Genomic DNA, 22,414 nt, shown 5'->3' on the forward strand with positions numbered 1-22,414 from the left:
TTGGCTGGTGGAGGAAGCCGGGTGGGCCCCAGTGCGAACAGCGATCGGGTCTGTCCGGCATGCCGCTACGCCAAGATCAGCCGGTACAACAGTGAGCCGCTGTGCGGGCCCTGTCTTCGGGCGGCCCGCGAATCGGGCGGCGTCACCCCGACGTGGATCTGGGACTCGCTTCCGCTGCGTCAGGCGCTCGCCCGGGTCGATATGGGCGCGGTGCTGGCGATTCTGCGTGGGGCGTCGGGGATGAGTCAGCTCGACTTCGGCAACCTGCTGGGCTGGTCGCAGTCGGTGGTCACGAAGATCGAACGGCGTCAGCGGTTCACTTTCCACGACGTGCGCGAGATCCTGCGGGTGCGTGACGAGCTCGGGATGCCGCGCTCGGCGTTGCTGCCGCTGATACTCGGCCGGGAGGATGCCAGTCTGGAAAGCGACGATGAGGCCGGGTGCTGGGGAGTTGATGTGGATCTCGATCGTCGAGAGTTCGGCGCGGTGGCCTCCGGCCTTGCCGTGTCCGCGCTGCTGCCTCCTCCCCCGCGCGTCGACCGGGCGCATGTGCGTTACCTGCACGCCGTCCTTGGGCGGTTACGCAGCCAGGACCGCATCGCCGGCGGAGCCAGTCTGCTGAGTCAGGCAACGAGGATCTTCGCCCGAGCCCGGGCGACGCTCGATGAGTCGGATTACACCGCCGCGGTCGGCCGAGAACTGCTCGTCGTGGCCGCCGACCTCGGCCTCGTCAGCGCCTGGCTCGCCTACGACGCAGGCGACCAGCCGCTCGCCCGCGCGCTGTACGGCGAGGCCGCGCTGCTGGCCGGAAGCTCCGGTGACACGCACGTGATCGTTCACGTGTACGTGAACATGGCCCAGCAGGCCACCCACCTGGCCCGGGTGTCGGGCCGCCGCGGCGCCGCACGCGAGGCCCTGCGGTTCGCCGACCGGGCAGCGGACGCCGCCCGTCACACCCACGCGCCAACCCTGCACGCGCTGGTCGCCCTCCGTCAGGCCCTCGCCTACGCCCAACTCGACGACGAGGTGGCCTTCCGCGGAGCGATTTCGCATGCCCGTCATGAGCTGGACCGCGGCCCCGACCCTGACACCCAGCACTCGTGGACGGCCTTCGTCACCCAGTCGGAGATCACCGGGTACGAGGCGATGGGCCGGATCCAGCTCGGCGACCCGGCCCGCGCGGCCAACCTGTACCGCGCCGTTCTCAGCGACTCCGATCGTTCCCCCCGTGACCGCGCCTACTACCGGGCCCGCCTCGCCTCGGCGACCTCGGCCACAGGCGACCACCGGACCGCGATCCAGGAGGGGACGGCCATCCTGCCCGACCTGGGCGGGCGGCTCACATCGGTGCGGGTGCTGGATGAGCTGCGCCCCGTACGAAAGGCAGCCCAAGCCCTGGACGAGGAGTTCTGCGAGCGCTTCGACGCGGCAGCGCGCATGCTCGCCCCCATCTCCGCCTGAACCCGGAGGATGCAGCCATGGCCGGACTCGACGCGATCGTCTTCACGCACTACGACACCGCCGGCGCCCGCGCCCGGCGCGACGTCGTCTCGCTGATCCACCGCGACGCCTACGCCGAACGCATCGCCACCGGCGAGACCTTCGCCGGCGACGAGGCGTTCATGACCCGCTTCGACGCCTACACCCGGCGAGGCGGCTTCGACCTGGTCATGGCCTATGACGGGGACGAGCCGGTCGGCCAGGCGTGGGGCTGGCAGCTCATGCCGGACACCCGGTGGTGGGACGGGCTGGAAGCCGAGCCGGAGCCGGGATTCACCGTCGAAGACGGCAGCCGCACCTTCGCCTTCTCCGAGATCATGGTGCGGCGGGCGTGGACCGGCAGGGGCATCGCCCGCGCGCTGCACGACCACCTCCTCGCCGGCCGTCCCGAAAAGCGGGCCAGCCTCCTGGTACGGCCGGGCAACACCACCGCCTACGGCGCCTACGCCCGATGGGGCTGGCGCCCGGTCGCCCGCCTCCGCCCGGGCTGGCCGGACGCGCCCTGGATGGACGTACTGATGCTCCCTCTGGACGGCCCCGGAACGTAGCGGCGCGGCAGACCGGGGCGGCGCCCGGATGCGACCGGCAAGAAAGGCAGATCGGGAACGCGCTTTGCCGGCTACGGCGGGGATGGCCCGGGGCCGGCGGTTACCGTCGTCCCATGTCCAAGCCGCCTCTGCCTCCCGCCGAGTACTACGCCCGGCTGCCGCACCACCTGGTCGGCGCGGGCGTCGTGCTCCGTGACAGCGACGGCCGGGTGCTGCTGGTACGGCCCACCTACCGCTCCGACACCTGGGAGATCCCCGGTGGCGCTCTCGAGCACGGCGAATACCCCTGGGAGGCCGCCGTCCGCGAGGTGCGGGAGGAAATCGGCCTGGCCCTTCGCCCGGGCAGGCTGCTGGCCGTCGACGTCGTCCCCGCCCAAAGCGACGGACAGCCCCCGCTGGTCAACTTCGTGTTCGACGGCGGCGTCCTGAGCCCGGCAGAGGCGGCCGTCACCCGCCCCTGCGACGAGGAGTTGTCGGCCGTCGCCTGGTCCACCCGCCCGGAGCGGAACGCCCGACTGGCCCCTCACATGGCGCGTCGCATCAACGCCTGCCTGCAGGCCGCCGAAACCGGCCGCACCGTCTACCTGCAGTACGGCTACCCACCCGAAGACGGCCACGGATGACACCAGCACTCCCGTCCTGCCCGGTCAGTGATCCGGCGTCTACTATCGCATCGCTTAAGGAGAAGAGCGTCGGTGCCAGTGGCTATAGTTGATCAGGTATATAGCCCTGCTCGGCCGCCGCATTTCTCGCTTCGAAAAGAGCTAGCGAGATTGTGAACCCGCAGGTCAGGAAGTGTCCTCCCCACGCCCGTAGGGGTGAGCCGTACCCCACATCCCGCCACGCCGCGTCCGGCGCGTCATCCCCACGCCCGTGGGGGTGAGCCCACCTCGATCAGGTCGTCCTCACCCCCCTGGGGGTGAGCCTGCCTCGCATTGAGGGAATGATGGTTAATGTGGGTCTTCCCCACGCCCGTGGGGGTGAGCCGAGCGTGGTGTACGGCGGAGCCACCCGGACCAGGCCCTCCCCACACCCGTGGGGGTGAGCCGCGGCGGCGCAGCTCGGCCAGGGTCAGGGGCCGGTCCTCCCCACGCCGCAAGGAGGACGCGGTATAGACCTTGTTCCGGTCCCTGTGGGACGCCACCCGGGCTTGGGAAGATTGTCCGATTAGAGCCGCTTCTTTGCAGGATACGCGGACTTCGCTTCATCTCTGGGCTGGGGCGAGGCTGAGTAGGCCACAGCCGTAGGCCTTGCCCCGGCCGATGCCGTCTCTTACAGCTGAGGCGAAGAGCGCGGAGTCTGTGACGATGAGGTGGCCGTCGTAGCGGACGTGATCGATGCTGACTTTCTGCGCTTCGTCGCTGATGTAGGTCTTGCCCTGTATCCGGAATGCCGGAGTGGGGGCGACGTCAGGACGGCCGTTTTTACCCGCCGGAATGACAAAACCGTTGCGTTCCCCCTGACGAATCAGCCAGTCGATCTGAGCCTCAGGGGTGCGGTGAACGACACGGCGTGGCTGGTTCCGCTTTCCCTGTTCAGCGCGTTTGCTCTGCTGCTTCTCGTCGCGCTTGACAGCCCTTGTGGGGTTGGCCACCAGGCGGAACGCGAATCCGCGGCCTCCCACGATGGCGTCGAAGAGAGGCTGCAGGTCCCGCACCTGGTGCGGCTCGGTGAGGTAGTGCTTCGGCAGGCCAGACCAGTCGGGCTGGACACGACTTTGCACATACAGCAGGTATCCCCGCTGGCTCTGGTCGAGCCTCCAGAGCACGCCGTGCTCCTGTCGTGGTGGCTGCTCCCCGTCGACTTGCGGAAATGCCGCCATCACCGTGCGGTGCATCTGATGTACGTCGGCGTAGTCGCGGCGGAACTCCCGCGAGGTCACGTCAATCTTGAGCTTGCTCAGAAACACCCGAGTCTCCTGCTGAGATCATTTCCTTGGAAAGTGTGACGTACCCGGACAATACGGAGCGGGTCGTGAAGCGCCGGTCGTGCCGGACGAGGGAGATGGGTTGGTCGTGTCTCGGTTCGGCTCCGGGGACGGTTGCGTCACATTCGATCATGGTGCGTAGCTCGGTGGCCTCGCCGCGCTGCAGATCGGCAAGCGCCCGATCGTTTGCCTTGGGGTGTGTTTCCAGCCAGGGGTGCTCACGCAGGACCGTGTCGAGGGGCATTTCCTGGAGACCTTCACCGGTGCGTGGTTCTCCGGGGCGGCCGGTGCGCGTCAGCGGGCGGGCCGGCACGAAGGGCTTACGTCCGAAGCACAGCGGCCAGTGCGGACGTTGCACGGCCGCGGCGGCTTTGGTGAGCGTGGCCTCGTCTCCTTCGAGCACGACGAGGAATAGCGCGTCGGCCAGGTAGCACCGCTCGCTGACCACCGTGCGGTGGCCCGTCCCCGCCGTGGTGGGGACGTTCTGTGCCGTGTGGTAGTCCCGCTCCAGAATGCCTTCGCGATCCACTCGTACGGCCATGCGCAAGCTCGCCAGCCGGCGCAGTTGCTTCTCGTCGTCGCGAGGGATCCCAAGGGCAGCGCCGAGCAGACCCACGATGCCAGATTTGGTGGGTTCTCTGGTGGTCTCGCGCACGGTGAAACGGGATCGGATGCCCCAGGACTGCATGGGGGCGTCGAGGCAGAGTGCCAGGGAGAGGGTCATCGATCAGGCCTCGATGGAAGCCAAGACCCGGCTGCTGAACTCCTCCAGGGTTACGGCCCGTTCGGCTTCGTCGATGCCGGGAAGCGTGCTGGTGACCGAGGCGGCTGTCACGGACATGTCCTTGCCTCCGTAGAAGCTGCGCAGCTGCCCCAGGTGCTCGATCAGCCGCTGGGTGGACAGGCTCATGAGGTCGGAGCCGGTGACTGGCCGGAGGAAGGCGTTGGCCAGGTTCCAGGCTCCCGTCTCGCGGATGACCCCGATCAAGGTGTCCGGCATGGTCCGGGCAGCCATGGAGTTCTGCTTGCCGGTGGGGACGGCGTGGACGAGGGCGTACAGCCATGCCCGTGCCGTACGTATGGTCAGGTCGACATCCCCGCCGAGGTTTTTGGTCAGCTGGTCCAAGTCCAGGTTGGCGTACCGGTAGTAGCAGGCGCTGTTGAAGTCGACAGTGCCGATCATGTCGGCCCCGGATTCATCCTGCGGTTTGAGGTCGTCAACAGCGGTGTAGTAGTCGAACTCGTTGACAACGGCGTGGGTGGACAGGGCGTGGGCCACCTGGGAGGCGGCTTCGACGTTGAAGTCCTTGTTGTCGGCGATCATTCGTCCGAACAGTGCGATGTCGGCGACCTGCTGGGCATCCAGGATCCTCTGTGCCTCTGCCAGAGTCTCCTTGTCCGGCTTGATCTTTTTGCTCTTGACGGCGCTCTCCGGTTCGCCGGAGTCCCCGGTCTTCTTCTTGGCTGCAGCCTTCTTCGCCTCCGCTGCCTTCGCTGCGGCCGCCTTCTCAAGGCGATCCCACTGGCGATCGCAGAAGTCGGCCAGCAGTTCACTCGCCTGTGGGCCGACGAACAGGAGGTATTGAGTGAGCCTGGTGCTGGCATCGACGCCGAAGCCGAGCGCCTCAAGACCCGCGCCCACTACCACCTGGCTGCGCTCGGCGTCACGGCCGCGTTGGTCGGCAAGCAGCCTGGCGGCGTTGTCCAGGAGTCGCTTGGTGCGCACGCCGGTCTCGTCGGCGCTGAGCCCGTACTGGTTGAACAGCTGCCGGGCTGCTCGCTTCAGGCTCTGGCTGGAGATCCGCCCGCGGGTGACCCCGCCGAAGGTGGCGGTCTTGGGCTGCCCGATGTCGTCGCGGTTGAGGTTGCTGACCGGAAACGACTGCAGCAGGTGAAGCTCGATGATCATTAGTTCTCCTACGGGGGAATGGTCAGGTGGCTGGGGCGGCGGGGACGTTCGCCGGGGTTTCACGGACCTGGCGGTGGAAGTCGCGGGCCCATGTCAGCCGTACGCGATGGGCACGCTCCGCGTCGTGGTGCTCGCTCATGAGACTCACGACGTCATTGAGCAGCCGGTCATAGTCGAGCGGGATGTTTTCGGTGTGCAGGAGTTGCACGGCCTGCCGGAGATAGTGCGGCAGGGCCGTTCGGTCGACGCCCAGCAGCTGAAGGAATCTGCGCTCCGCAGAACTTCGGCGTTCCACGAGCCGCCTCATGGACACGCCGATGGAGCGGGATGGCCGGCGTTGTGCACCTGACGGGTCGGACGCTGTTCGCGACCGGGGCTGGGGATGCAGGGCGAACAGGCCGGCCACGAGCAACCATGCCTGTTGCTCGTCAACCGGAGGGTCGTAGGGGAAGACCACCGCGTACGCATCCGCCTCCTGGCGGCCGCCGGCGAGAGAACGGCGCAGCAGAGCCAGTTCGCGTCGGGCCTCGGCGCTCTGGTGCTGCCGCCCTGACTCGAGCTTGGCGTGCAGCCCGTACAGATGACTGATGAATCGGCGGCGCCGTTGGCGGATCTCCTCAAGTGAGGACGCCTGGGGAATCAAGAAGAGACCTCCTCTTCGACGTAATTCATGACTTTCGCGACGAACACTTCCGTGAGGTGGTGCAGCACACCCGTGAACTTGCCGAACTGCTTGCCGGCTTCAGAAAGGTTGCGTCCCTTACGGGGGGATCCATAGGCCCAGCGGTCGGCGACGGCAGTGGCCGCCTTCCGCACGGCCCGCACCCAACCCTGGATCGCATCCGTTTCCGGCTGCCCGTTGCGGCGCGCCTCCGCCAGCTTGCGCAGGAACTCGTCGAAGGGCTGCGGCAGCTGCGCCCAGTACGGAAGGTCGATGCCCACGCCCGGCTCCGCTTGCATCGCCGTGCAGAAGTCACGATCCATGTCGCGAAGGGCGCCACCGGCCTGATCGGCGAGATCGACGGCATGGCCGATGATGGGACCCACCGGCGCGTGACGTGCGCGCAGCAGCGCGACCGGCGCCGAGACGGCCTCTTCCGCCCACGACTCCACCACCGCGCCTTTGGACCCGAGCTGCTGTCCGAAGACCCGGATCGTGTAGACGGTCTCCTCCGGGATGGTCTCGCTTTCTACGAGGTCCGCGATATGGCCCAGCGCCCGGGGGCGGCGCCGCGTATCCTCATCGCCGGCCAGGAGGAACGCTTCCGTATGCCGCCAGATACCACGGCGCCCATCCAGGCGCACCGCACGGAAATCCTCCCTCTTCTTCTGCCTGGCCTTGCGGGGCGGCCGACGAAAGGCGGCCAACAGCTCGATGTCCGCCAGGTCACCGCGTAGACGCGTACCCGGGGTGATGACGACCTTGTCGACGACTACGCCAGTGCCATCGTCGTACGGGAGCAGAAGCACTCGTCGTGAGGGCCAGGTGAGCAGGTCGGTCCATCCGAGCGGGGACCGCTCATCCGGCTCCGGGTTTGGAGGCTCGTTTACCTCCCACAGCGGCCGATCCTCGGGAGAAGTGGGCTCCGGCTGCTCGTGCTCGGGCTTGTAGATCGGCATGTTGAGGAGCAGGGTCTCGTGGAGAGTCGTCCCTTCGACCAGCACCATGCCGAACAGGTTCGCGGGAGCACGCTCCGACGACTTGACCTTTCTGTAGGGGGTCTTCAGGCCGCCTGGGTCGTAGGCGTGAACTGTCATCAGCCATCGCGCGGCTTCCGCGGGCTCAAGGGTGACCCGATCACGTGCGGTGGTGTGATCGAACAGGGTCGCGTTGTTGCCGACGGAACGGCTGGGCACGAGCTTGGCCGCGCCTGTCGGCTTACCGGTCGCCAACGCCGGGCATTGCAGGAACGGCCACTCGGGATCGAAGAGATCGAAACGTCCAGGGTGCTGGGACAGGTAGGAAACCAGCGGTTCCTGAGCGAACTTCCCGTCCCACAACGTGACCCACGCCCTGCTGTCGGCGGGGCCGTAGGCGCGGTGCGCGAAGGCGAGCACCAGGCGGTAGAGGGCGGCGGTCACCGTGGGTGTCTCGGCCGACAACCGCCGGATGTCCCGCGCCTCCAGCAGTAGTTGCCGCAGTCCCAGGCAGTCGGAGGAGCCATCCACGCGCTCGACCGGCAGCCACCGCTCCGCAACAAGATCGAAGGTCGCGTTCACCTTCCCTTTGTCCAGGGTCATTCGCCTGTATCCGTTCTGGGCAGCTCATCGACGACGAGTCCGAGACGTGGGCTGTAATACATCCGGAAGGAGCCCAGGGCTGCGCGGTTACCGCGAAGGGTCAGCACCCGGTGCGCACGCAGCCAAGGGCTCTCCGCGAAATTCGCCGGGACAGGCAGCTCGGTGACGGCCTCGACGATCTCGCGGGGAACATCGGGCGCGGTGAGGCGGACACTGGAGTCGAGCAGCTGAGCAACCAGCTCGGGTGCCGGTGGCGTACCCTCAGCGAGGTCGACAGGCGTGTTCCCCTCGACGGGGAGGATCTCACCGCTGATCGGATCCTCATGCAGGAGCACCACAGTGACCGCCGCGTCGATGCCTTCTGTGTATTCGAGGGCGTTGGTCATGTCGGGCGTCCTTCCCTGCGGGTCTGGCGGGAGCTTCCTGCTCGTTTGGTCATGTCCGTGAGCGGCATATCCCGACGAGGCCAGGGCAGATAGATCACCCGAGCGTCGAATCTTTGGCTGGCGTGCGACTTCTGCAGCGTCTGAGCTGCCTCATCGAGGTCCATCCACCCCGACGGGCAGGCCACCGGCTGCGGCCCGTACACCTTCTCGATCAGTTCGGACACGTCGCCGGGTGAGTGGATCTCCGCACGATCCCGCAGCAGAGCCCAGGTACGCCACATGACCGCTTTCGGGTAAATGCTCCCGGTATATGGGGGGAGCTTCGGCCCCTTGCCCGTCTCCTCGATCCCGGTAATGGCCAACGTGAGCTTCGCCATGTGGGCGGGGCGAAGGTGCGCGTCTCCATGGCGGTGCACGCGGCCCATACGCTGGATGAGACAGTCGATTGGAGCGAGATCACTGACCAGCAAATCGAAGTCCAGATCAAGGCTGGACTCCAGCACCTGCGTGCCCACCACGATGGCCCGAGGCGGTCGCGCGGCATCGCCTCGCTGCTCCATGCGTGAACTGTCCGGCGGGTCTTCACGTGGCGGGGGGCCGAAGGCGAGACGGAGTTCGTTTTCGACTTCATTTCTTGCCTTCGCGGACAACTGTCCGGTGATGACATACAGCCGCGGCCGTTCCTCTTCAGGAAGTCGGCTGATGGCTTCCTCTAAGGCCTCCTGCGTATTCGCGACCCGTCTCACCAGGTTGTGAATCACAGCAACACAGCCACCAGGACGTACCTGCTCCAGCAACCAGTTGACCAACTCCTCGTCAGGGACCTTGAGCACGGTCATACGGCGGTCGGCATTGAGGTCGCTTACGGCAGTCGGGATCGTTTCGCTCGTCTCGGCGGTGGCGTAGGTGATGCGGGGGTAGCCGACCGTGACGTCGGGGGCGGGGGCCGTCACGTCGTGCCCGAGCAGTTCCGACTGCCACCTGCGGACGAGATCCGCACGCCGGTGGGCCGGCAGCGTGGCCGATAGAAGGATCACCGACACACCGAGGAAACCCAGCCACTGCAGGACCCGGTCCAACATCGTGGACATGTACGGGTCGTAGGCGTGCACCTCGTCGATGACGACGACCTTGCCGGACAGGCCGGTCATCCTGACGAAGACATGCCTCGATCGGATCCCCGCCATCAGCACCTGGTCCACCGTGCCGACCGCGATTGGTGCCAGCAACCCCTTCTTGCGGGTGAACCAATCGCGAGCGTCCACCGCTACTGCCGGGTCGCCGCCCTCATCCACGGCGCTGGGCTGAAGCACCTCGTCCTCCTGTGCCCGCACCCGCTGAGCGATGAGGAAGTCCTCGGCACCGCTGTGCAGCAGCCTCACCGCGAGTTCCGGCTGATGTCTGCCGATGAAGTCACTGAGCTCGCAGTAGGCCTGATTACTGGTTGCCCTGGTCGGGGTGGCGAAGTACAGCCCCGCACCGGGACCGAGAGTACGGCGGGAACGTGCCAATCGAGCTCCCGCCTGTAGGGCGGCCTTCGTCTTCCCCTCCCCTGTCGGAGCCTCCACCACCAGCATCAGTGGGCCACCGAGCTCGTACGTGAGCTGTTCGACATCCAGCTGCATCTGGCGCGGCTCCTCACCGAAGAGGTTCTTGTACCGCCCCTCCTCCGGAGGCTCCCAGGAGATCCAACCGAGCCGACTCACAGCTTCATGGGCCCGCTCCGCCGCGCGCTGAACATAGGCGTCAAGGTCGACGTCGGCGCCCGCGTAGGGGAAGTTTCTCTCATCCGAGGCGATCCAGTCGGAGACCGAGGTCAGTCCCGACAGGACCACCAGCAAGTCGGTCTCGACGTGCAACTGCGCCCACGCTGCCTCCGACGGCTTCGGCAACTCCCGAAGGTGAAGAAGCTGCTCAGCGAGTCTGACGCACCAGCCCTTCCAAAGATCATCACCTTGATCACGGAACCCGTTCCGAGCTTCCCGCAGGGTCTCGCTCCTTAAGAAGAAGCCGTGGTGCCCACCGATAGCGTTCGCCAGGTCCTGGGCAGTGCGAAGGTCGGCTCCCCACGCCCTGAGCATCGGTCCGACCCGAACTGCCGTCAGGACTCCGTGCGGAGTGTCGATGCGTCCTACACGTTTGTAATCCGGCATCTGCCGGATCGCTCCGGCTGCGGGCTCCCCCATCAGCCGTACCGCCGCATCGGCCCTCACTGCTTGGAAGGCCGGCGACAACTTCCCGAGATCATGAAGACCACAGAAGAACGCCACCCACGCACGCGCCTCACCGATCGGTGTGAACGCCGCCACAAACTTCGATCGGAGCCGGGGGCTTATTAGCTTGTCGAACAACAACTCAGCCACCGCCATGGTATCGATGGCGTGACAGATAAGGGGATGAGGAAGGTCACCGCCACCCAATTTGCCCCACGGCGATCTAAGGTCAATTTCATCTCTCAAGTCACACCATCCATCACTGGCGGGAAGGAAAGGTAAACCGAGGCAGAGATAGCCCTGCTGGAGTGGCACCCCCACTTGGATCGTGGGGAGTTTTGGCCAACGTTCAGCACGTACTGGCACACCCCCACAGATGGGGAGGCCTGATGAAGATCACCACCAGGTCGCAGTCAAATGTCCGGCCGCAAACAGGGCGACCCACCAGGCATAACGCCCAAAACGTCGCAAAGTATCACGCAAGTCTTCTTCATCAAGCTCTATCCTGATCTTCAATCTCTCCTCCTTGCCCCGCCCCCTTTCCTGGGCAGGAATGTACGAGCTATACGTTGTCCAAGGATGGCCGATTGACGATATAGGTCCACAAATAAGTACGTCAGATCGTGTCAGACCTCCCATTTTAAGAGTGCACAGGAGTTAATACATGACCGAAAATGGCCTTTTGTGCTCAGATATGGCATCGCGAACCAGCCCTCCAAGCGGCTCGGCAAGAACGCGGGCCCCGACGCGGGGAAGATCCAGGCGCTCCGCGGAGCGGCGGCCGAGCAGTGGTGGGCCCAGCGGGCAGCCGACAACGGCCTGGCGGTGATGACCGTCTCCGCGCAGTCCCAGCGCGATATCCGTGCCAAGGGCGGCATCCGCCATGCCGTCGTCCGCTTCGACGGAACCGCCACCGTCACCGATGCCGACCTCGCCCGCCGAGCCGTGCTGGAAGGCATCGGGCGCGGCAAGTCCTACGGCTGCGGCCTGCTCAGTCTCGCGCTGGCGGGCAGATGACGACAGCGGCACGCCGCAAACTGGCGGCCCCGACGCTGGCGATGCTGCCGCGGATCGCGGACTCGCTGTCGTTCCTTTACGCCGAAGCCGTCCGGATCGTGCAGGACGACACCGGGGTGTGCGCGCAGGTCGAATCCTCCCGAGGCGTCGATCGCGTGTACATCCCGACCGCCGCCCTCGCATGTGTTCTGCTGGGGCCGGGCACGTCCATCACCCAGCCGGCCATGGCGACCTTCGCCCGGCACGGCACGTCCATGGTCTGCGTGGGCGCAGGGGGCGTGCGCAGCTACGCGGGGATCCTTCCCGCCCCGCTGACGACCAAATGGCTGGAGAAGCAGGCCCGCGCCTGGGCATCCGACGAGACTCGCCTGCAGGTGGCGATCAGGATGTACGAGATGCGGTTCGGTACCTCCTCCGCACCGGACGGCGTCACGCTCGCGCAGTTGAGGGGCCTGGAAGGGCAGCGGGTCAAGGCGTTCTACCGGCTGCTCGCGACCAAGTACGGGATCAAGCGATTCAGGCGCAACTACGACCCCGACGCCTGGGACGACCAAGACCCCGTCAACAAGGCGTCGTCCATGCCGCGGTGCTGGCGCTGGGCTGCTCCCCTGCTCTGGGATTCGTACACAGCGGAACCCAGATGGGATTCGTCTACGACATCGCCGACCTGTACAAGGCCCGCGTGACGATCCCGCTCGCGTTCTCCCTGCACGCGTCCACGGATCCCGAACGCGAAGCCCGGCGCCGTCTGCGTGAAGACTTCCGCGCGTTCAAGCTCATGCCGCAGATCGTCATGGACATTCGGTCCCTGTTCGACCCGTCCGACGGCGAGAGTCCCGCCGCCGACCGGACACCGGATCTCGTTCACCTGTGGGACCCGCAGGCCGGTCCACTCCCCGCAGGGGTGAACTACGGGTTCGAGGCCACGTCGTACGACGCCGCCGACCTCGCGGATCTGGAGTAGCGATGGCGTCAATGGTGGTCATCTCCACGACGGCGATCCCCGACCACGTCGGCGGGGCGCTGTCACGCTGGCTCATCGAACCCACGCCCGGCCTGTACGTCGGAACGGTGTCCGCCCGCGTCCGCGACGAACTCTGGTCGGCGGTCAGCGCCAGCGTCGGCGACGGGGTAGCTGTCCTGATCCACCCGGCCGACACCGAGCAGGGGTTCGCCATGCGCACGGCCGGGCAGCGCCGTCGTCACGTGATCGATTTCGACGGCCTACAGTTGATCAGATTCGCGGCAAACGCCGTCGACACGACCCCCGCCTCAGAAACTGCAAGTGAGATCGTGAACTAGCAGGTCAGGAAGTGTCCTCCCCACGCCCGTGGGGGTGAGCCCCAGTCCTGGGCGATCGAGGCGTTGCGGCCGGTGTCCTCCCCACGCCCGTGGGGGTGAGCCGATCGTGGATTCGAGGATTGCGGGAGTGAACCCGTCCTCCCCACGCCCGTGGGGGTGAGCCGTGGTCGAGGTGGCCGAGGTCGGCACGGGCAAGGTCCTCCCCACGCCCGTGGGGGTGAGCCGATCGCCTGGTTGGCGGCGGCGTTGAAGGACTCGTCCTCCCCACGCCCGTGGGGGTGAGCCGACCTCGGCCTGGTCGCTCGGGCGGGGGCCGAAGTCCTCCCCACGCCCGTGGGGGTGAGCCGTGCAACGCGTCCAAGGGGGCACGCACACTACCGTCCTCCCCACGCCCGTGGGGGTGAGCCACCAGGGCGCCGACGGTGGCCTGCTCCGGCTCAGTCCTCCCCACGCCCGTGGGGGTGAGCCGGACCCGGCCGCCAAGCCCCGCAAGGCGACACCGTCCTCCCCACGCCCGTGGGGGTGAGCCGCTGGCCGGTGCCGGTCTGATCGCGGGCGCTGAGTCCTCCCCACGCCCGTGGGGGTGAGCCGGAGTTCAGTCGCTTCCAGCGGCAGCACGAGCGGTCCTCCCCACGCCCGTGGGGGTGAGCCGCTCACGCGCCTCGAATATCGAATCTTTTCCGTGTCCTCCCCACGCCCGTGGGGGTGAGCCGGTTGTCGATCATCCAGCGCATGACCGGGTTCCGTCCTCCCCACGCCCGTGGGGGTGAGCCGCCGCCCGGCCCGCCCGGTTCCCTGGCGTTTTCGTCCTCCCCACGCCCGTGGGGGTGAGCCGCCGCCCGGCCCGCCCGGTTCCCTGGCGTTTTCGTCCTCCCCACGCCCGTGGGGGTGAGCCGGAGCGTCCTACCGTGCATTACTGGCATAACCGGTCCTCCCCACGCCCGTGGGGGTGAGCCGCGTTCGGCCAGGGTCTGCTGGACGAGTTCGTCGTCCTCCCCACGCCCGTGGGGGTGAGCCGACGCTCACGTACACGGCGGCGGGTAGCTGGCAGTCCTCCCCACGCCCGTGGGGGTGAGCCGGGCCTCACGAAGGGGTTGTTGTCGCTGGGGAAGTCCTCCCCACGCCCGTGGGGGTGAGCCGTCGCCCGCCGAGACATCCTCGTCCGGGCCGCCGTCCTCCCCACGCCCGTGGGGGTGAGCCGGAACAGGGATGGACCCTGGCGGACCGCAAGCCGTCCTCCCCACGCCCGTGGGGGTGAGCCGTGGGGGGCGTCCTCGTGGCGAGCTCGAACCGGTCCTCCCCACGCCCGTGGGGGGTGAGCCGGCGTGCTCCATGCCCTGCTCGGACACGCCGACGTCCTCCCCACGCCCGTGGGGGTGAGCCGTCGCGCTGGTCTGCCCACCCGAATGCCGGTACGTCCTCCCCACGCCCGTGGGGGTGAGCCGCGGATCGGCGTGGAGGTTACCGGCGTGGTCAGGTCCTCCCCACGCCCGTGGGGGTGAGCCGGACGCGGCGACGGTCGAGGTGGACCTGTACGAGTCCTCCCCACGCCCGTGGGGGTGAGCCGTCGGCGGCGCAGACGGCGGCCGAGGCGGCGTCGTCCTCCCCACGCCCGTGGGGGTGAGCCGGGGTCACCCCGGCACCATCCATGCCGGGGTGAGTCCTCCCCACGCCCGTGGGGGTGAGCCGACGTGTGGGTGTGGGTGCGTGACCACGCCGACGTCCTCCCCACGCCCGTGGGGGTGAGCCGGGTCACCGTTCACTGTTCTCTCCCTCCGTTGAGTCCTCCCCACGCCCGTGGGGGTGAGCCTCCTCCAAACGTGAGTACGTGAACCTGCTGACGGTCCTCCCCACGCCCGTGGGGGTGAGCCGGCCGGACCGGTGGAGGTGGCGGGCGGCCCGGCGTCCTCCCCACGCCCGTGGGGGTGAGCCGACGGCCGGTCGGCCGGACCCCGGTGGGTAGGTGTCCTCCCCACGCCCGTGGGGGTGAGCCGGTAGCGCAGGCTCTCAACGCCCTGGACGGTGGGTCCTCCCCACGCCCGTGGGGGTGAGCCGACTCCGCCGGCTGGCTGTGGCGGGAAGCCGTGGTCCTCCCCACGCCCGTGGGGGTGAGCCGGTGGGCTTCCGCTCGCAGCATCCCGGGGCATCGTCCTCCCCACGCCCGTGGGGGTGAGCCGGACCTCTGCCATGGAAACCCCCTCCCGGCCCCGTCCTCCCCACGCCCGTGGGGGTGAGCTGCGGCTTGGCCTCCGTAGCGGAGCGGTCCCCGTGTCCTCCCCACGCCCGTGGGGGTGAGCTGCGGCTTGGCCTCCGTAGCGGAGCGGTCCCCGTGTCCTCCCCACGCCCGTGGGGGTGAGCCTCCTCGGGCATCGGGGGCGGGGAGACACCGGGGTCCTCTCCGCGCCCGCGGGCGAGCCGTTGGACGAGCTGAAGCTGGGCAACCTCGGGCGCGCATAGGCGGCCTCCGGCGATCCGTTCTGCTCCACGTCGGCTGCCTCACGCGGTAGTACGGATCACCGCGCTCGAGGTGAGCTCACGTGGCCGGGATACGGCCGGGGCTTCGGGGTTCGCCGTCGCGGCGGCGGCGGTGTTCACGACCTGGGTGATGGTGTGGGGGTGGTCGAGAGCGGCCAGGGCGACGGCCGTACGAGCTCGCTCGGCCACGGCCGCGTCGATGGCCTGCAGGGGCAGGTTGGTACGGCTCTCCAGTGTCGAGCGCAGTTCCTCGATGTGCGGTGTGGCGCCGCCGGGGCAGGCCTCCATCTCGTCGAGGAGTTCGCATGCCCGCTGCTCGGCGGCCCGCTCCCATCGTGAGCGTTCCCAGTCCTCGCGGAACGGGCCGTGTTCGAAGCGGTCGAAAACCGCCTCCTGCCCCACGCCGACCGTTACCGCCGCGCGGCGCGAAGCCGGGTCGCGGGCGTCGCGGGAGAACGACGGGGCGGCCTGGTGCATCGCCGCCAGCCGGTCCAGCCCGTCGGCGCGCAACTGGTCGTAGTGCGCCATCGCGTGCGGGTGCAGCGTGCGGAGCCGTTCCTCGCATTTGCGTACGGCGGCCTCGGCGGTGGGGTCGTCGTCCGCGTGCGGGACGGCCGCGCTCCAGATCCTGCCGACGTCGAGCAGGTCGGCCTCGCCGAGCCAGTGTGCGTCGTGGGCGGGAGCCCAGCGTGCCCGGGCGGCCTGCCGTACGGCGTGCGCCTGCCGTTCCAGTGCCCGCCTGGCGGCGAGGTCACGGGCTTGTGCGATCTCGGCCCGGCGCCGCTGGATGTCGACGACGACCTGGGCGGCGACCGCGAGCAGCGAGGTCAGCTGAGCCGTACGCCCGGCGGCGCGTCCCAGCGCTTCGTGTAGCGGGTCGCCGTAGTGGTCACCATCCATGCCGAGGCTCCCTGATGCTCGCGTCGGGCTGCCCCGGAAGGTCACCGCGCAGCCGTACGGGCTGAGCCTGGCCCGGGGGCATTGCCGACACCGTGACCTGGGTGAGCAACTCGCTTGCGGCCTGGCGGGCGGCGGCCGCCTGGGCCGCCTGCTGCCGGGCCTGGCGCAGGTCGGCGACCGAGGCGACGAGGGAGGCCAGGGCGCCGACCAGGGCCACGCCGGCGAGCGTCGTGTCCCGGCCGCCGGCGATGCCCGCGAGCGCCAGCAACCGGGCGGCGGCACGCAGCCGTACGCCCTCCGGCGACGGCGACGGGATCCGCCCGTAGGCGTTACGGCCGGCGCGCTCGTACTGCTCGGCCGCCCTCGCCAGGACCGGGTTGCCGAGCGCGGCGGCCGCGACGCGCAGGACGTCGGCCGTCGCCCAGGCGATGTCGGCGGCCGAGGCCGGGTCCTGCCGGAGGCGGGCGGCCGCGGCCGACGTCGCCTCGGCGGCCTCGCCGTACAACGCCTCCCGCTCGGCCTGGGTCCATCCCCGGTCACCGGCAGCCCACCGCTGCCTGAGGCGAGGCAACGTGAGCCAGCCGGCCAGACGGCCCCCGGCGTACCAGACCGGCTCGGCCGACGGGGTCCTGCCGGGCAGGCTGACGGCGTACCCGGTGACCTGGCCGGGGTTGATCTCGCTGTGACGCAGCCGTACGAGCACACCGTCGGCGGCCAGGCGGCGGAAGAAGTCCTCCTCGCCGCACGCGGCGCGGGCGGCGGCCGTGACCTTCTCGCGCAGCTCGTCCCGGGGCGTACGCCGCCAGCGGGCGCACAGCTTGGGCCAGGTCAGATCGGCGGCCAGCGCCCCGCCGCCGTACCAGACCAGGGTCCCGGCGGCGGTGCGGTGGTGGTCGAGCGCGACCGCATACCCGACGATCTGGCCGCCGTCTCCCCTGCGGAGCCTGAACCGGACGCCCTCCCCGGCCAGCCTGCCCAGGAAGTCCTCCGGTGAGGCCGCGGCGGCGACGGCCGCGGCCACCCGGCGGTGCAGGGCCTCGCGCGGGACCTCGTCCCAGCCACGCCGACCGGCCTGCTCTCGCTCCCCGCGGGTGGGACGGGCGGCCGCGGTGCGGTCCCCCGGCGCGGTACGGCGCAGCTCGAGCTCGTCCTCCATCGCCCGGCAGGCCTCCCGCACCCGGTAGAAGTCGTTGGAGATACGAGGCCTGCGGCCGTCCTGCCGGGCGAGGGTCGCGACGATGTGAATGTGATTGTCGCCGTGATGGACGGCCACCCAGCGCACCGCCTCGGCCTCCTGGCCATGCGGCGCGAGCCCAGTCCGGTGCATGATCTCGCGCGCGACGCGCGCCCATTCGGCGTCGGTCAGCTCCCGGTCCTGCGGCGCGGCGCGGGCGATGCAGTGCCAGACGCGCTCGGCCTCGCCGATCGCCGCCGACGGCTGCTTGAGCAGGGCGGCCAGCCGGGCCAGGTCGTGCTTTCCGTTCGGCCGCAGCGGCGGCTCGAGTTCGGCCGGGTCCCGCCAGCCGGCGACCAGGTGCGGGTTGACGTGCTCGTTGGCCCTGCCCGGGCCGTACAGGTAGGCGAGCAACCCGGCCGCGCGGCCGCCGCGCCGGACTTTGCCGATCACGGAAGCTTCCGCAGTACGGCGTCCGCTGCCTCGTCGAGCCGGCCGACAAGGCGCATGCAGGCCGCCGCGTACAGACGCAGGGTCAGTGGTTCCTGCCCCGTCGAGTGCAACGCCGCCACCGTCTGGTTGAGGTTCACCCCGATGCGCCGGACCTGCTCGCTCGCCCGCATCAGCTCCCGCAGCGCCTCCCGCAACGGGGCGACCTGCGGGCCGGCCTCTCCCCGCGCGGCGGCCAGAGCGGCGTTCGCCGCGTACGCGCCCCGCGACAACCCCTCACGGACCGCGGCCCCCTCCAGCTCGGCGTACTCACCGTCGTCCAGGGAGAACTGCACGACGTGGCGCCGCTTCGCCCCCCGCCGCCTCCGACGCCGCCCCTGCCCATCCCCGTCCATCACGCCGAACGCTGTCCGTACAGCGTTGCCCGCGATGTGACCACGGCCGAGGCTGTTTCCATCAGGCCGTCCGACCCACACGAGCATGAGTATGATCCCGGGTATGAGCGGAGACCGGAAGACGCGGATCACCATCACCGTGGACCCCAGCGTCCTCGAATACGCCGAGCATCTCGTCGCCGCCGGCAAGGCCACCAGCGTGGCCGCCGTCTTCAACGACGCCATCGCGGAAAAGCGCATCACCGACCAGCGTGCGCTGGCCCTGCTCCGCGAACGCGCCCGCCATGCCGACCCGGCGCGGGTGGCCCGGATGATGCGGCACGTCAACAGCCAGCTCACCGAGCGCGGTTTCCCGGCGGCACCGGGTGAGTGACTTCACCCCCACGCCGTACATCCTCGACACCGGCGTCCTGGCCGACGTCGCCCGCGGCGACGCCGACCTGATCGGCCTCCTGCAAGACTTCGACCGGGCAGGACAGCCGCTCATCATCCCCGCACTGGCCGCCACCGGCGCGCTCCTCGACGGCCGCGGCTCACCCGACGCCCAGGCGCTGCTCGCCGGCCTGGCCGCGTTCGAGCACGCCATCGTCGCCCCACTGGACGGCATCACCCAATCCGCCAAGCTCACCGACACGATGGCCGTCACCGGCCTCGACGTCTACGACGCGCACGCCGCCGCCATCGCCGATGTGTCGATCTGCCCGATCCTCACGCTGCACGCCGAGAAATGGCGACAGCCGTCCCGCGCCCTGGACAATCCGCCGCACATCATCGAGATCACCGACCCCGACCAGTAAGCAGGTCACACCCCGACCACCCCTTGCACGACCGCGCCCGGTCGTACGGCTCCCGCCCCCGGGAGCCGGGATAAGCATGGGCTACACATATCTTGCTTCCGCGGTCTGCGTCGGGTTCACGGAGGCTGAACGCGTCGCCGATGTCCTGTATCGCCGACCCTTACTGTCAGACCTGGGTTGCGGCCTGGATCGGGCAGAGGTCCTTGGTCCTCCCTACGTCTGCGGTTGATCAGGCGGTGCTCACCCACCGGTGGGTGCGTCGCGGGTGGTCAGCCGATCCAGAGGATGTCGATGATCCGCAAGGACTGGGTCTCCTCGTCAAGGATGAATGTGATCATCCCCTGACTGTTGTCTCCGAAGAAGGCCTGTCTCACCATGGACTGGCCGGGACGCTCCGCGACCGCGTCCCACGGATCGCGGAGGAGTTCGATGAGGCGTTCCAGCAGAGGGCCGTCGCGGACCTCCTCGGGAAGACCGTTCAGCTCGTACAGGGCACGTCCATGGAAACCGTCGAACTTATAGCTCACACCCGGCCTTCCCACTCCGGCGGGGTGTAGCGCGTGAACATCTCCACTCGCTGCTGGAGCGCGTCCTGGACGGCCTCCTCGTAACCCGGTCGCGCGTAAGCGATCGCCCGCAGGCGCCACTGACGCAACAGCGTCTGCACCTGCTTGAAGCGGGCCAAGTCGTGGGCGGCTTCCAAAGCCTCCTCGTACTCCATCCGGAACCGGGCACGGTGCGACGGCGGAAGCGCCTCGAAGATCGCGGCAGGATCCTCACCGGGATCACGGGGTCCGGAGGACTCCAGAGGCTGAGCGCTCATGCGACCAATCTATCCTCCATACATGGAAAAGCCTCGTGGCGTCGTTGCGAACGCTGACACCGCCACGCAGCCCCCACGCCAGGTTGGTGGCACTCGCGAACGCGGAGTTGTCACCCCCGCTGTCAGGTGATGGGGAGCGTCGTCAGCCCGGTTGCGTTCGTGAAGCCGGTGGTGAGGCGCTGCGGAAGCGCGATGACCTGCCGCTGATGTCGCCCGTGTTCCACGTGAAGGTCCGCATGCCCTGGAACCCGTCGAGAAGGTCGTTGCACCCGGACGAAGATGGTGACTGCTCCCCCGTACGAGCCGCTCGTCACCTCGCCCGCACCGTCGATGCGTGAGCCGTTGACGGTCACCGCAGGTGGTCACACCGTTGTCGTCGCCGGCGTCCTACGGGGTGACCTTGACATTGGTCAGGCCGGACAGCGCGTTGCGGACGGTGTTCGAGGAGTACACGACGTTCGGATTGCCCGCGCATTTGGAGGTCGAGGTGATCTTGATGGCGTAGCCGCCGACACCGCCGAGGTCGGAGCTGTTGTCGCGCCACACGTTGCCGCAGCCGTTGGCGTACGACGGGGTGGTCGCGGGGTTGTGCGTCTCGTAGCCGTTGGCGAAGATGCCGGGGGAGGTGAAGGAGCCCGTGTTGCCGTCGATCACGTAGCCGATGCCCTTGACGTCGATCCAGGAGTCGGCCGAGTTCTGGCCGGAGATGCCGGTGCCGTTGAAGATGTTGCCCCGGATGACGCCGTCGAAGGTGCCTTCCTTCACGTCGATGTGCTCAGCGGCGATGTCCGGGCCGAACCGGTTGTTCAGGACCTCGACCCGATCAGAGCGGTCGACGCCGCCGCTGTTGCCGTGGCACGCCCAGTTGGAGTTGGCCGAACCGATGTAGACGCCCTCCCCGTAACCGGGCTGCACCAGGCCGGTGTGCGAGATCTCGGAATTCCGGATCACGCCATCCGCGGAGGACCTCCGGAAGTGGACGGCCTCCTCGTCGATGTGATGCACGTACACCCTGTCGATGGTCACGTGCGGGGAGTCGTCCAGGACGATCCCCTTCTTGGAATCCTTGACGGTCAATCCGAACAGGTTCCAGTACGGCGCGCCGAACAGCCACAGTCCGTACCCGGAGTCCCACCCGCTCACCGGAGCGGGGCAGGAGGGGCCGGAACCTGAGGGGCCGTCGTTGACCAGGACGGCATCGGCCGGGCCGACCAGCGTGATGGGCAACGAAGCCGTCCCGGCGCGCTGGGTGACGAACGCGCCGTGGTACTCCCCGGCAGCCAGCCTGATCGTCTGCCCGGGCCGGGCGCCGGCCAGCGCGCTCTGCAACTCGGCCGCGGTCGATACGTCGATGACCCCGCTTTCGCTCGCGGAGTGTTGGACAGCCATGGTGCCGGCTGCTGATGCCAGCGGCCGCGCGTTCGCCCCGGCCGACGGTGCCACCAACGCGATCACGGCTGCGAAGAGCCCTGCGGCTGCGCCCGGCTTCACGAACACCTCCTGAATAGTTAACAAAGTTTCCTATTTGTCGCAGGTTAGGGGGACGCCCGGCCCCGCGCAAGGCCCAACCTTCACAGGCGAGGCCTGCCGTACCGAACAGGTCGCCGGTCACACGCGGCGGGCCCGATCACCGGTTCGACTGCAGGTGTGAGCATGGCTTCAGGTGTGACCTCGGGTGCGGTGGGTGCCGTACAAGCGCCACCCGACCGGGTTGGTCGCAGACAGTCTGCAGGCCCATTTACAAAGTAAGCATCCGGCGGGGAGAGTGGAGCGCCCGCGCCCAGTTCGCGACTTCCTCTTCCACGCCATCCGCGACGGAGTCGCCTACGAGTCCGGGTTGCGGAGCCTCTCAAGTAAAGATCATATCCAGGAGTCCCGGAGATCGCCTCGAACGCGCCATTGAGAACGTCTGCGCAGGTGGAAGACGATAGGGCGATCGATAGATAATAGATAGAGAAACAATAGTTAAATTGATAGACTAATAGAAAGGAAAATAGATGCTGTATTAGATTAATCTGCAATAGTTATTTAGACAGAGCTATAAATAGTGATATCAATTGAAACTAGAATGAGATTTAGATAGTAGATAGATAGTGTTTCCAATACGTTTTTGACGTTACCGATAGGTGTACCGATAGCTCGTCCATCAGTGCGCCAGGGAGTGAGTAGGCAAGGGCCGACGCAGGATCACCAACGGTGCCGAGCACAGATGAAGCGGTGAGGACACGGGAGCAAAACCGTCCGGGGTGGCCTGCCTGCGGCGGCAGATGAGTGCTCAGGGGCAGAACCCGGCGATACGCCGCAAGGCCAGGGACACGCCGGAAGCTCCAACCGCTCGGGTGCTTGAACACGCATGC

At 68.2% G+C, this 22,414-nt stretch carries 22 protein-coding genes and 2 CRISPR repeat arrays; of the genes, 9 read left to right on the top strand and 13 right to left on the bottom strand.

Annotated elements, in window-relative coordinates; genetic code table 11:
* Nucleotides 1-21 precede the first annotated feature (21 nt).
* The 3 genes from ACFHYQ_RS08695 (at nucleotide 22) to ACFHYQ_RS08705 (ending at nucleotide 2,671) form a co-directional block, all read left to right on the top strand.
* Nucleotides 22-1,461 (top strand): helix-turn-helix domain-containing protein, encoded by a 1,440-nt coding sequence (locus tag ACFHYQ_RS08695; protein WP_394300586.1) that lies wholly within the window; start codon nucleotides 22-24, stop codon nucleotides 1,459-1,461.
* A 17-nt stretch (nucleotides 1,462-1,478) separates the two neighbouring features.
* A complete protein-coding gene (locus ACFHYQ_RS08700) occupies nucleotides 1,479-2,048 on the top strand; it encodes a GNAT family N-acetyltransferase (RefSeq protein ID WP_394300587.1) in 570 nt (189 codons plus the stop codon).
* A gap of 113 nt (nucleotides 2,049-2,161) precedes the next feature.
* Nucleotides 2,162-2,671, top strand: coding sequence for an NUDIX domain-containing protein (locus ACFHYQ_RS08705; protein ID WP_394300588.1), 510 nt, complete (start codon nucleotides 2,162-2,164; stop codon nucleotides 2,669-2,671).
* Nucleotides 2,672-3,252: 581 nt separating this feature from the next.
* Here ACFHYQ_RS08705 and cas6e read toward each other — a convergent pair.
* The 7 genes from cas6e to cas3 are packed head-to-tail and all read right to left on the bottom strand — an operon-like array spanning nucleotide 3,253 to nucleotide 11,090.
* The gene (cas6e, locus tag ACFHYQ_RS08710; RefSeq protein WP_394300589.1) at nucleotides 3,253-3,957 is read right to left on the bottom strand and encodes a type I-E CRISPR-associated protein Cas6/Cse3/CasE; all 705 of its coding nucleotides are present in this window, start codon (nucleotides 3,955-3,957) and stop codon (nucleotides 3,253-3,255) included.
* A complete protein-coding gene (gene cas5e / locus ACFHYQ_RS08715; RefSeq protein WP_394300590.1) occupies nucleotides 3,932-4,699 on the bottom strand; it encodes a type I-E CRISPR-associated protein Cas5/CasD in 768 nt (255 codons plus the stop codon). The genes cas6e and cas5e overlap by 26 nt, the downstream gene beginning before the upstream one ends.
* Before the next feature lie 3 nt (nucleotides 4,700-4,702).
* Complete coding sequence (gene cas7e / locus ACFHYQ_RS08720) at nucleotides 4,703-5,884, bottom strand: type I-E CRISPR-associated protein Cas7/Cse4/CasC (RefSeq protein ID WP_394300591.1); 1,182 nt, start codon at nucleotides 5,882-5,884, stop codon at nucleotides 4,703-4,705.
* A gap of 22 nt (nucleotides 5,885-5,906) precedes the next feature.
* Nucleotides 5,907-6,527 (bottom strand): type I-E CRISPR-associated protein Cse2/CasB, encoded by a 621-nt coding sequence (gene casB, locus ACFHYQ_RS08725; RefSeq protein ID WP_394300592.1) that lies wholly within the window; start codon nucleotides 6,525-6,527, stop codon nucleotides 5,907-5,909.
* Entirely contained in the window at nucleotides 6,524-8,125 is a 1,602-nt protein-coding gene (gene casA, locus ACFHYQ_RS08730; protein WP_394300593.1) for a type I-E CRISPR-associated protein Cse1/CasA, read from the bottom strand. Before casA ends, casB begins: the two co-directional genes overlap by 4 nt.
* Nucleotides 8,122-8,511, bottom strand: coding sequence for a hypothetical protein (locus ACFHYQ_RS08735; RefSeq protein WP_394300594.1), 390 nt, complete (start codon nucleotides 8,509-8,511; stop codon nucleotides 8,122-8,124). The genes casA and ACFHYQ_RS08735 overlap by 4 nt, the downstream gene beginning before the upstream one ends.
* Nucleotides 8,508-11,090, bottom strand: a complete 2,583-nt coding sequence (gene cas3 / locus ACFHYQ_RS08740) for a CRISPR-associated helicase Cas3' (RefSeq protein ID WP_394300595.1) — start codon at nucleotides 11,088-11,090, stop codon at nucleotides 8,508-8,510. Before cas3 ends, ACFHYQ_RS08735 begins: the two co-directional genes overlap by 4 nt.
* 294 nt (nucleotides 11,091-11,384) lie before the next feature.
* Between cas3 and ACFHYQ_RS08745 the strand changes: the two genes are divergently transcribed.
* Genes ACFHYQ_RS08745 through cas2e form a run of 4 tightly spaced genes read left to right on the top strand, consistent with a single transcriptional unit; the run spans nucleotide 11,385 to nucleotide 13,043 of the window.
* Entirely contained in the window at nucleotides 11,385-11,741 is a 357-nt protein-coding gene (locus tag ACFHYQ_RS08745; protein ID WP_394300664.1) for a type I-E CRISPR-associated protein Cas6/Cse3/CasE, read from the top strand.
* Nucleotides 11,738-12,427 carry a CRISPR-associated endonuclease Cas1 gene (locus tag ACFHYQ_RS08750; protein WP_394300596.1) on the top strand — a complete coding sequence of 230 codons (690 nt, stop codon included), beginning with the start codon at nucleotides 11,738-11,740 and terminating at the stop codon, nucleotides 12,425-12,427. Before ACFHYQ_RS08745 ends, ACFHYQ_RS08750 begins: the two co-directional genes overlap by 4 nt.
* On the top strand, nucleotides 12,382-12,705 hold the full coding sequence (locus tag ACFHYQ_RS08755; protein WP_394300597.1) for a CRISPR-associated endonuclease Cas1: 324 nt from the start codon (nucleotides 12,382-12,384) through the stop codon (nucleotides 12,703-12,705). Before ACFHYQ_RS08750 ends, ACFHYQ_RS08755 begins: the two co-directional genes overlap by 46 nt.
* Nucleotides 12,706-12,707: 2 nt before the next feature.
* Nucleotides 12,708-13,043 carry a type I-E CRISPR-associated endoribonuclease Cas2e gene (cas2e, locus tag ACFHYQ_RS08760; RefSeq protein ID WP_394300598.1) on the top strand — a complete coding sequence of 112 codons (336 nt, stop codon included), beginning with the start codon at nucleotides 12,708-12,710 and terminating at the stop codon, nucleotides 13,041-13,043.
* Nucleotides 13,044-13,056: 13 nt separating this feature from the next.
* Nucleotides 13,057-14,306: a CRISPR direct-repeat array (repeat unit 29 nt; unit sequence GTCCTCCCCACGCCCGTGGGGGTGAGCCG).
* A 92-nt stretch (nucleotides 14,307-14,398) separates the two neighbouring features.
* A CRISPR array of direct repeats spans nucleotides 14,399-15,403; the repeat unit is 29 nt; unit sequence GTCCTCCCCACGCCCGTGGGGGTGAGCCG.
* A 136-nt stretch (nucleotides 15,404-15,539) separates the two neighbouring features.
* Here the strand turns inward: cas2e and ACFHYQ_RS08765 are convergent.
* Genes ACFHYQ_RS08765 through ACFHYQ_RS08775 form a run of 3 tightly spaced genes read right to left on the bottom strand, consistent with a single transcriptional unit; the run spans nucleotide 15,540 to nucleotide 18,524 of the window.
* Nucleotides 15,540-16,418 carry a coiled-coil domain-containing protein gene (locus ACFHYQ_RS08765; RefSeq protein WP_394300599.1) on the bottom strand — a complete coding sequence of 293 codons (879 nt, stop codon included), beginning with the start codon at nucleotides 16,416-16,418 and terminating at the stop codon, nucleotides 15,540-15,542.
* The gene (locus ACFHYQ_RS08770; protein ID WP_394300600.1) at nucleotides 16,408-18,045 is read right to left on the bottom strand and encodes a relaxase/mobilization nuclease domain-containing protein; all 1,638 of its coding nucleotides are present in this window, start codon (nucleotides 18,043-18,045) and stop codon (nucleotides 16,408-16,410) included. Before ACFHYQ_RS08770 ends, ACFHYQ_RS08765 begins: the two co-directional genes overlap by 11 nt.
* Nucleotides 18,042-18,524 carry a hypothetical protein gene (locus ACFHYQ_RS08775; protein ID WP_394300601.1) on the bottom strand — a complete coding sequence of 161 codons (483 nt, stop codon included), beginning with the start codon at nucleotides 18,522-18,524 and terminating at the stop codon, nucleotides 18,042-18,044. The genes ACFHYQ_RS08770 and ACFHYQ_RS08775 overlap by 4 nt, the downstream gene beginning before the upstream one ends.
* Nucleotides 18,525-18,540: 16 nt before the next feature.
* Between ACFHYQ_RS08775 and ACFHYQ_RS08780 the strand changes: the two genes are divergently transcribed.
* Both ACFHYQ_RS08780 and ACFHYQ_RS08785 read left to right on the top strand, forming a co-directional pair.
* Nucleotides 18,541-18,810, top strand: a complete 270-nt coding sequence (locus ACFHYQ_RS08780) for a hypothetical protein (RefSeq protein ID WP_394300602.1) — start codon at nucleotides 18,541-18,543, stop codon at nucleotides 18,808-18,810.
* On the top strand, nucleotides 18,803-19,234 hold the full coding sequence (locus ACFHYQ_RS08785; RefSeq protein WP_394300603.1) for a PIN domain-containing protein: 432 nt from the start codon (nucleotides 18,803-18,805) through the stop codon (nucleotides 19,232-19,234). The genes ACFHYQ_RS08780 and ACFHYQ_RS08785 overlap by 8 nt, the downstream gene beginning before the upstream one ends.
* Before the next feature lie 269 nt (nucleotides 19,235-19,503).
* On the opposite strand, the gene ACFHYQ_RS08790 is transcribed toward ACFHYQ_RS08785, so the two are convergent.
* The 3 genes from ACFHYQ_RS08790 to ACFHYQ_RS08800 all read right to left on the bottom strand — a co-directional run bounded on the left by ACFHYQ_RS08790 (nucleotide 19,504) and on the right by ACFHYQ_RS08800 (nucleotide 21,548).
* Entirely contained in the window at nucleotides 19,504-19,761 is a 258-nt protein-coding gene (locus ACFHYQ_RS08790; RefSeq protein WP_394300604.1) for a hypothetical protein, read from the bottom strand.
* Nucleotides 19,758-20,057 carry a DUF6247 family protein gene (locus tag ACFHYQ_RS08795; protein WP_394300605.1) on the bottom strand — a complete coding sequence of 100 codons (300 nt, stop codon included), beginning with the start codon at nucleotides 20,055-20,057 and terminating at the stop codon, nucleotides 19,758-19,760. The genes ACFHYQ_RS08790 and ACFHYQ_RS08795 overlap by 4 nt, the downstream gene beginning before the upstream one ends.
* 387 nt (nucleotides 20,058-20,444) lie before the next feature.
* Nucleotides 20,445-21,548, bottom strand: coding sequence for a right-handed parallel beta-helix repeat-containing protein (locus ACFHYQ_RS08800; protein WP_394300606.1), 1,104 nt, complete (start codon nucleotides 21,546-21,548; stop codon nucleotides 20,445-20,447).
* Nucleotides 21,549-22,414 lie beyond the last annotated feature (866 nt).

Origin of the sequence: Sphaerimonospora cavernae, from assembly GCF_042435035.1 — a bacterium.
Lineage (GTDB): Bacteria > Actinomycetota > Actinomycetes > Streptosporangiales > Streptosporangiaceae > Sphaerimonospora > Sphaerimonospora cavernae.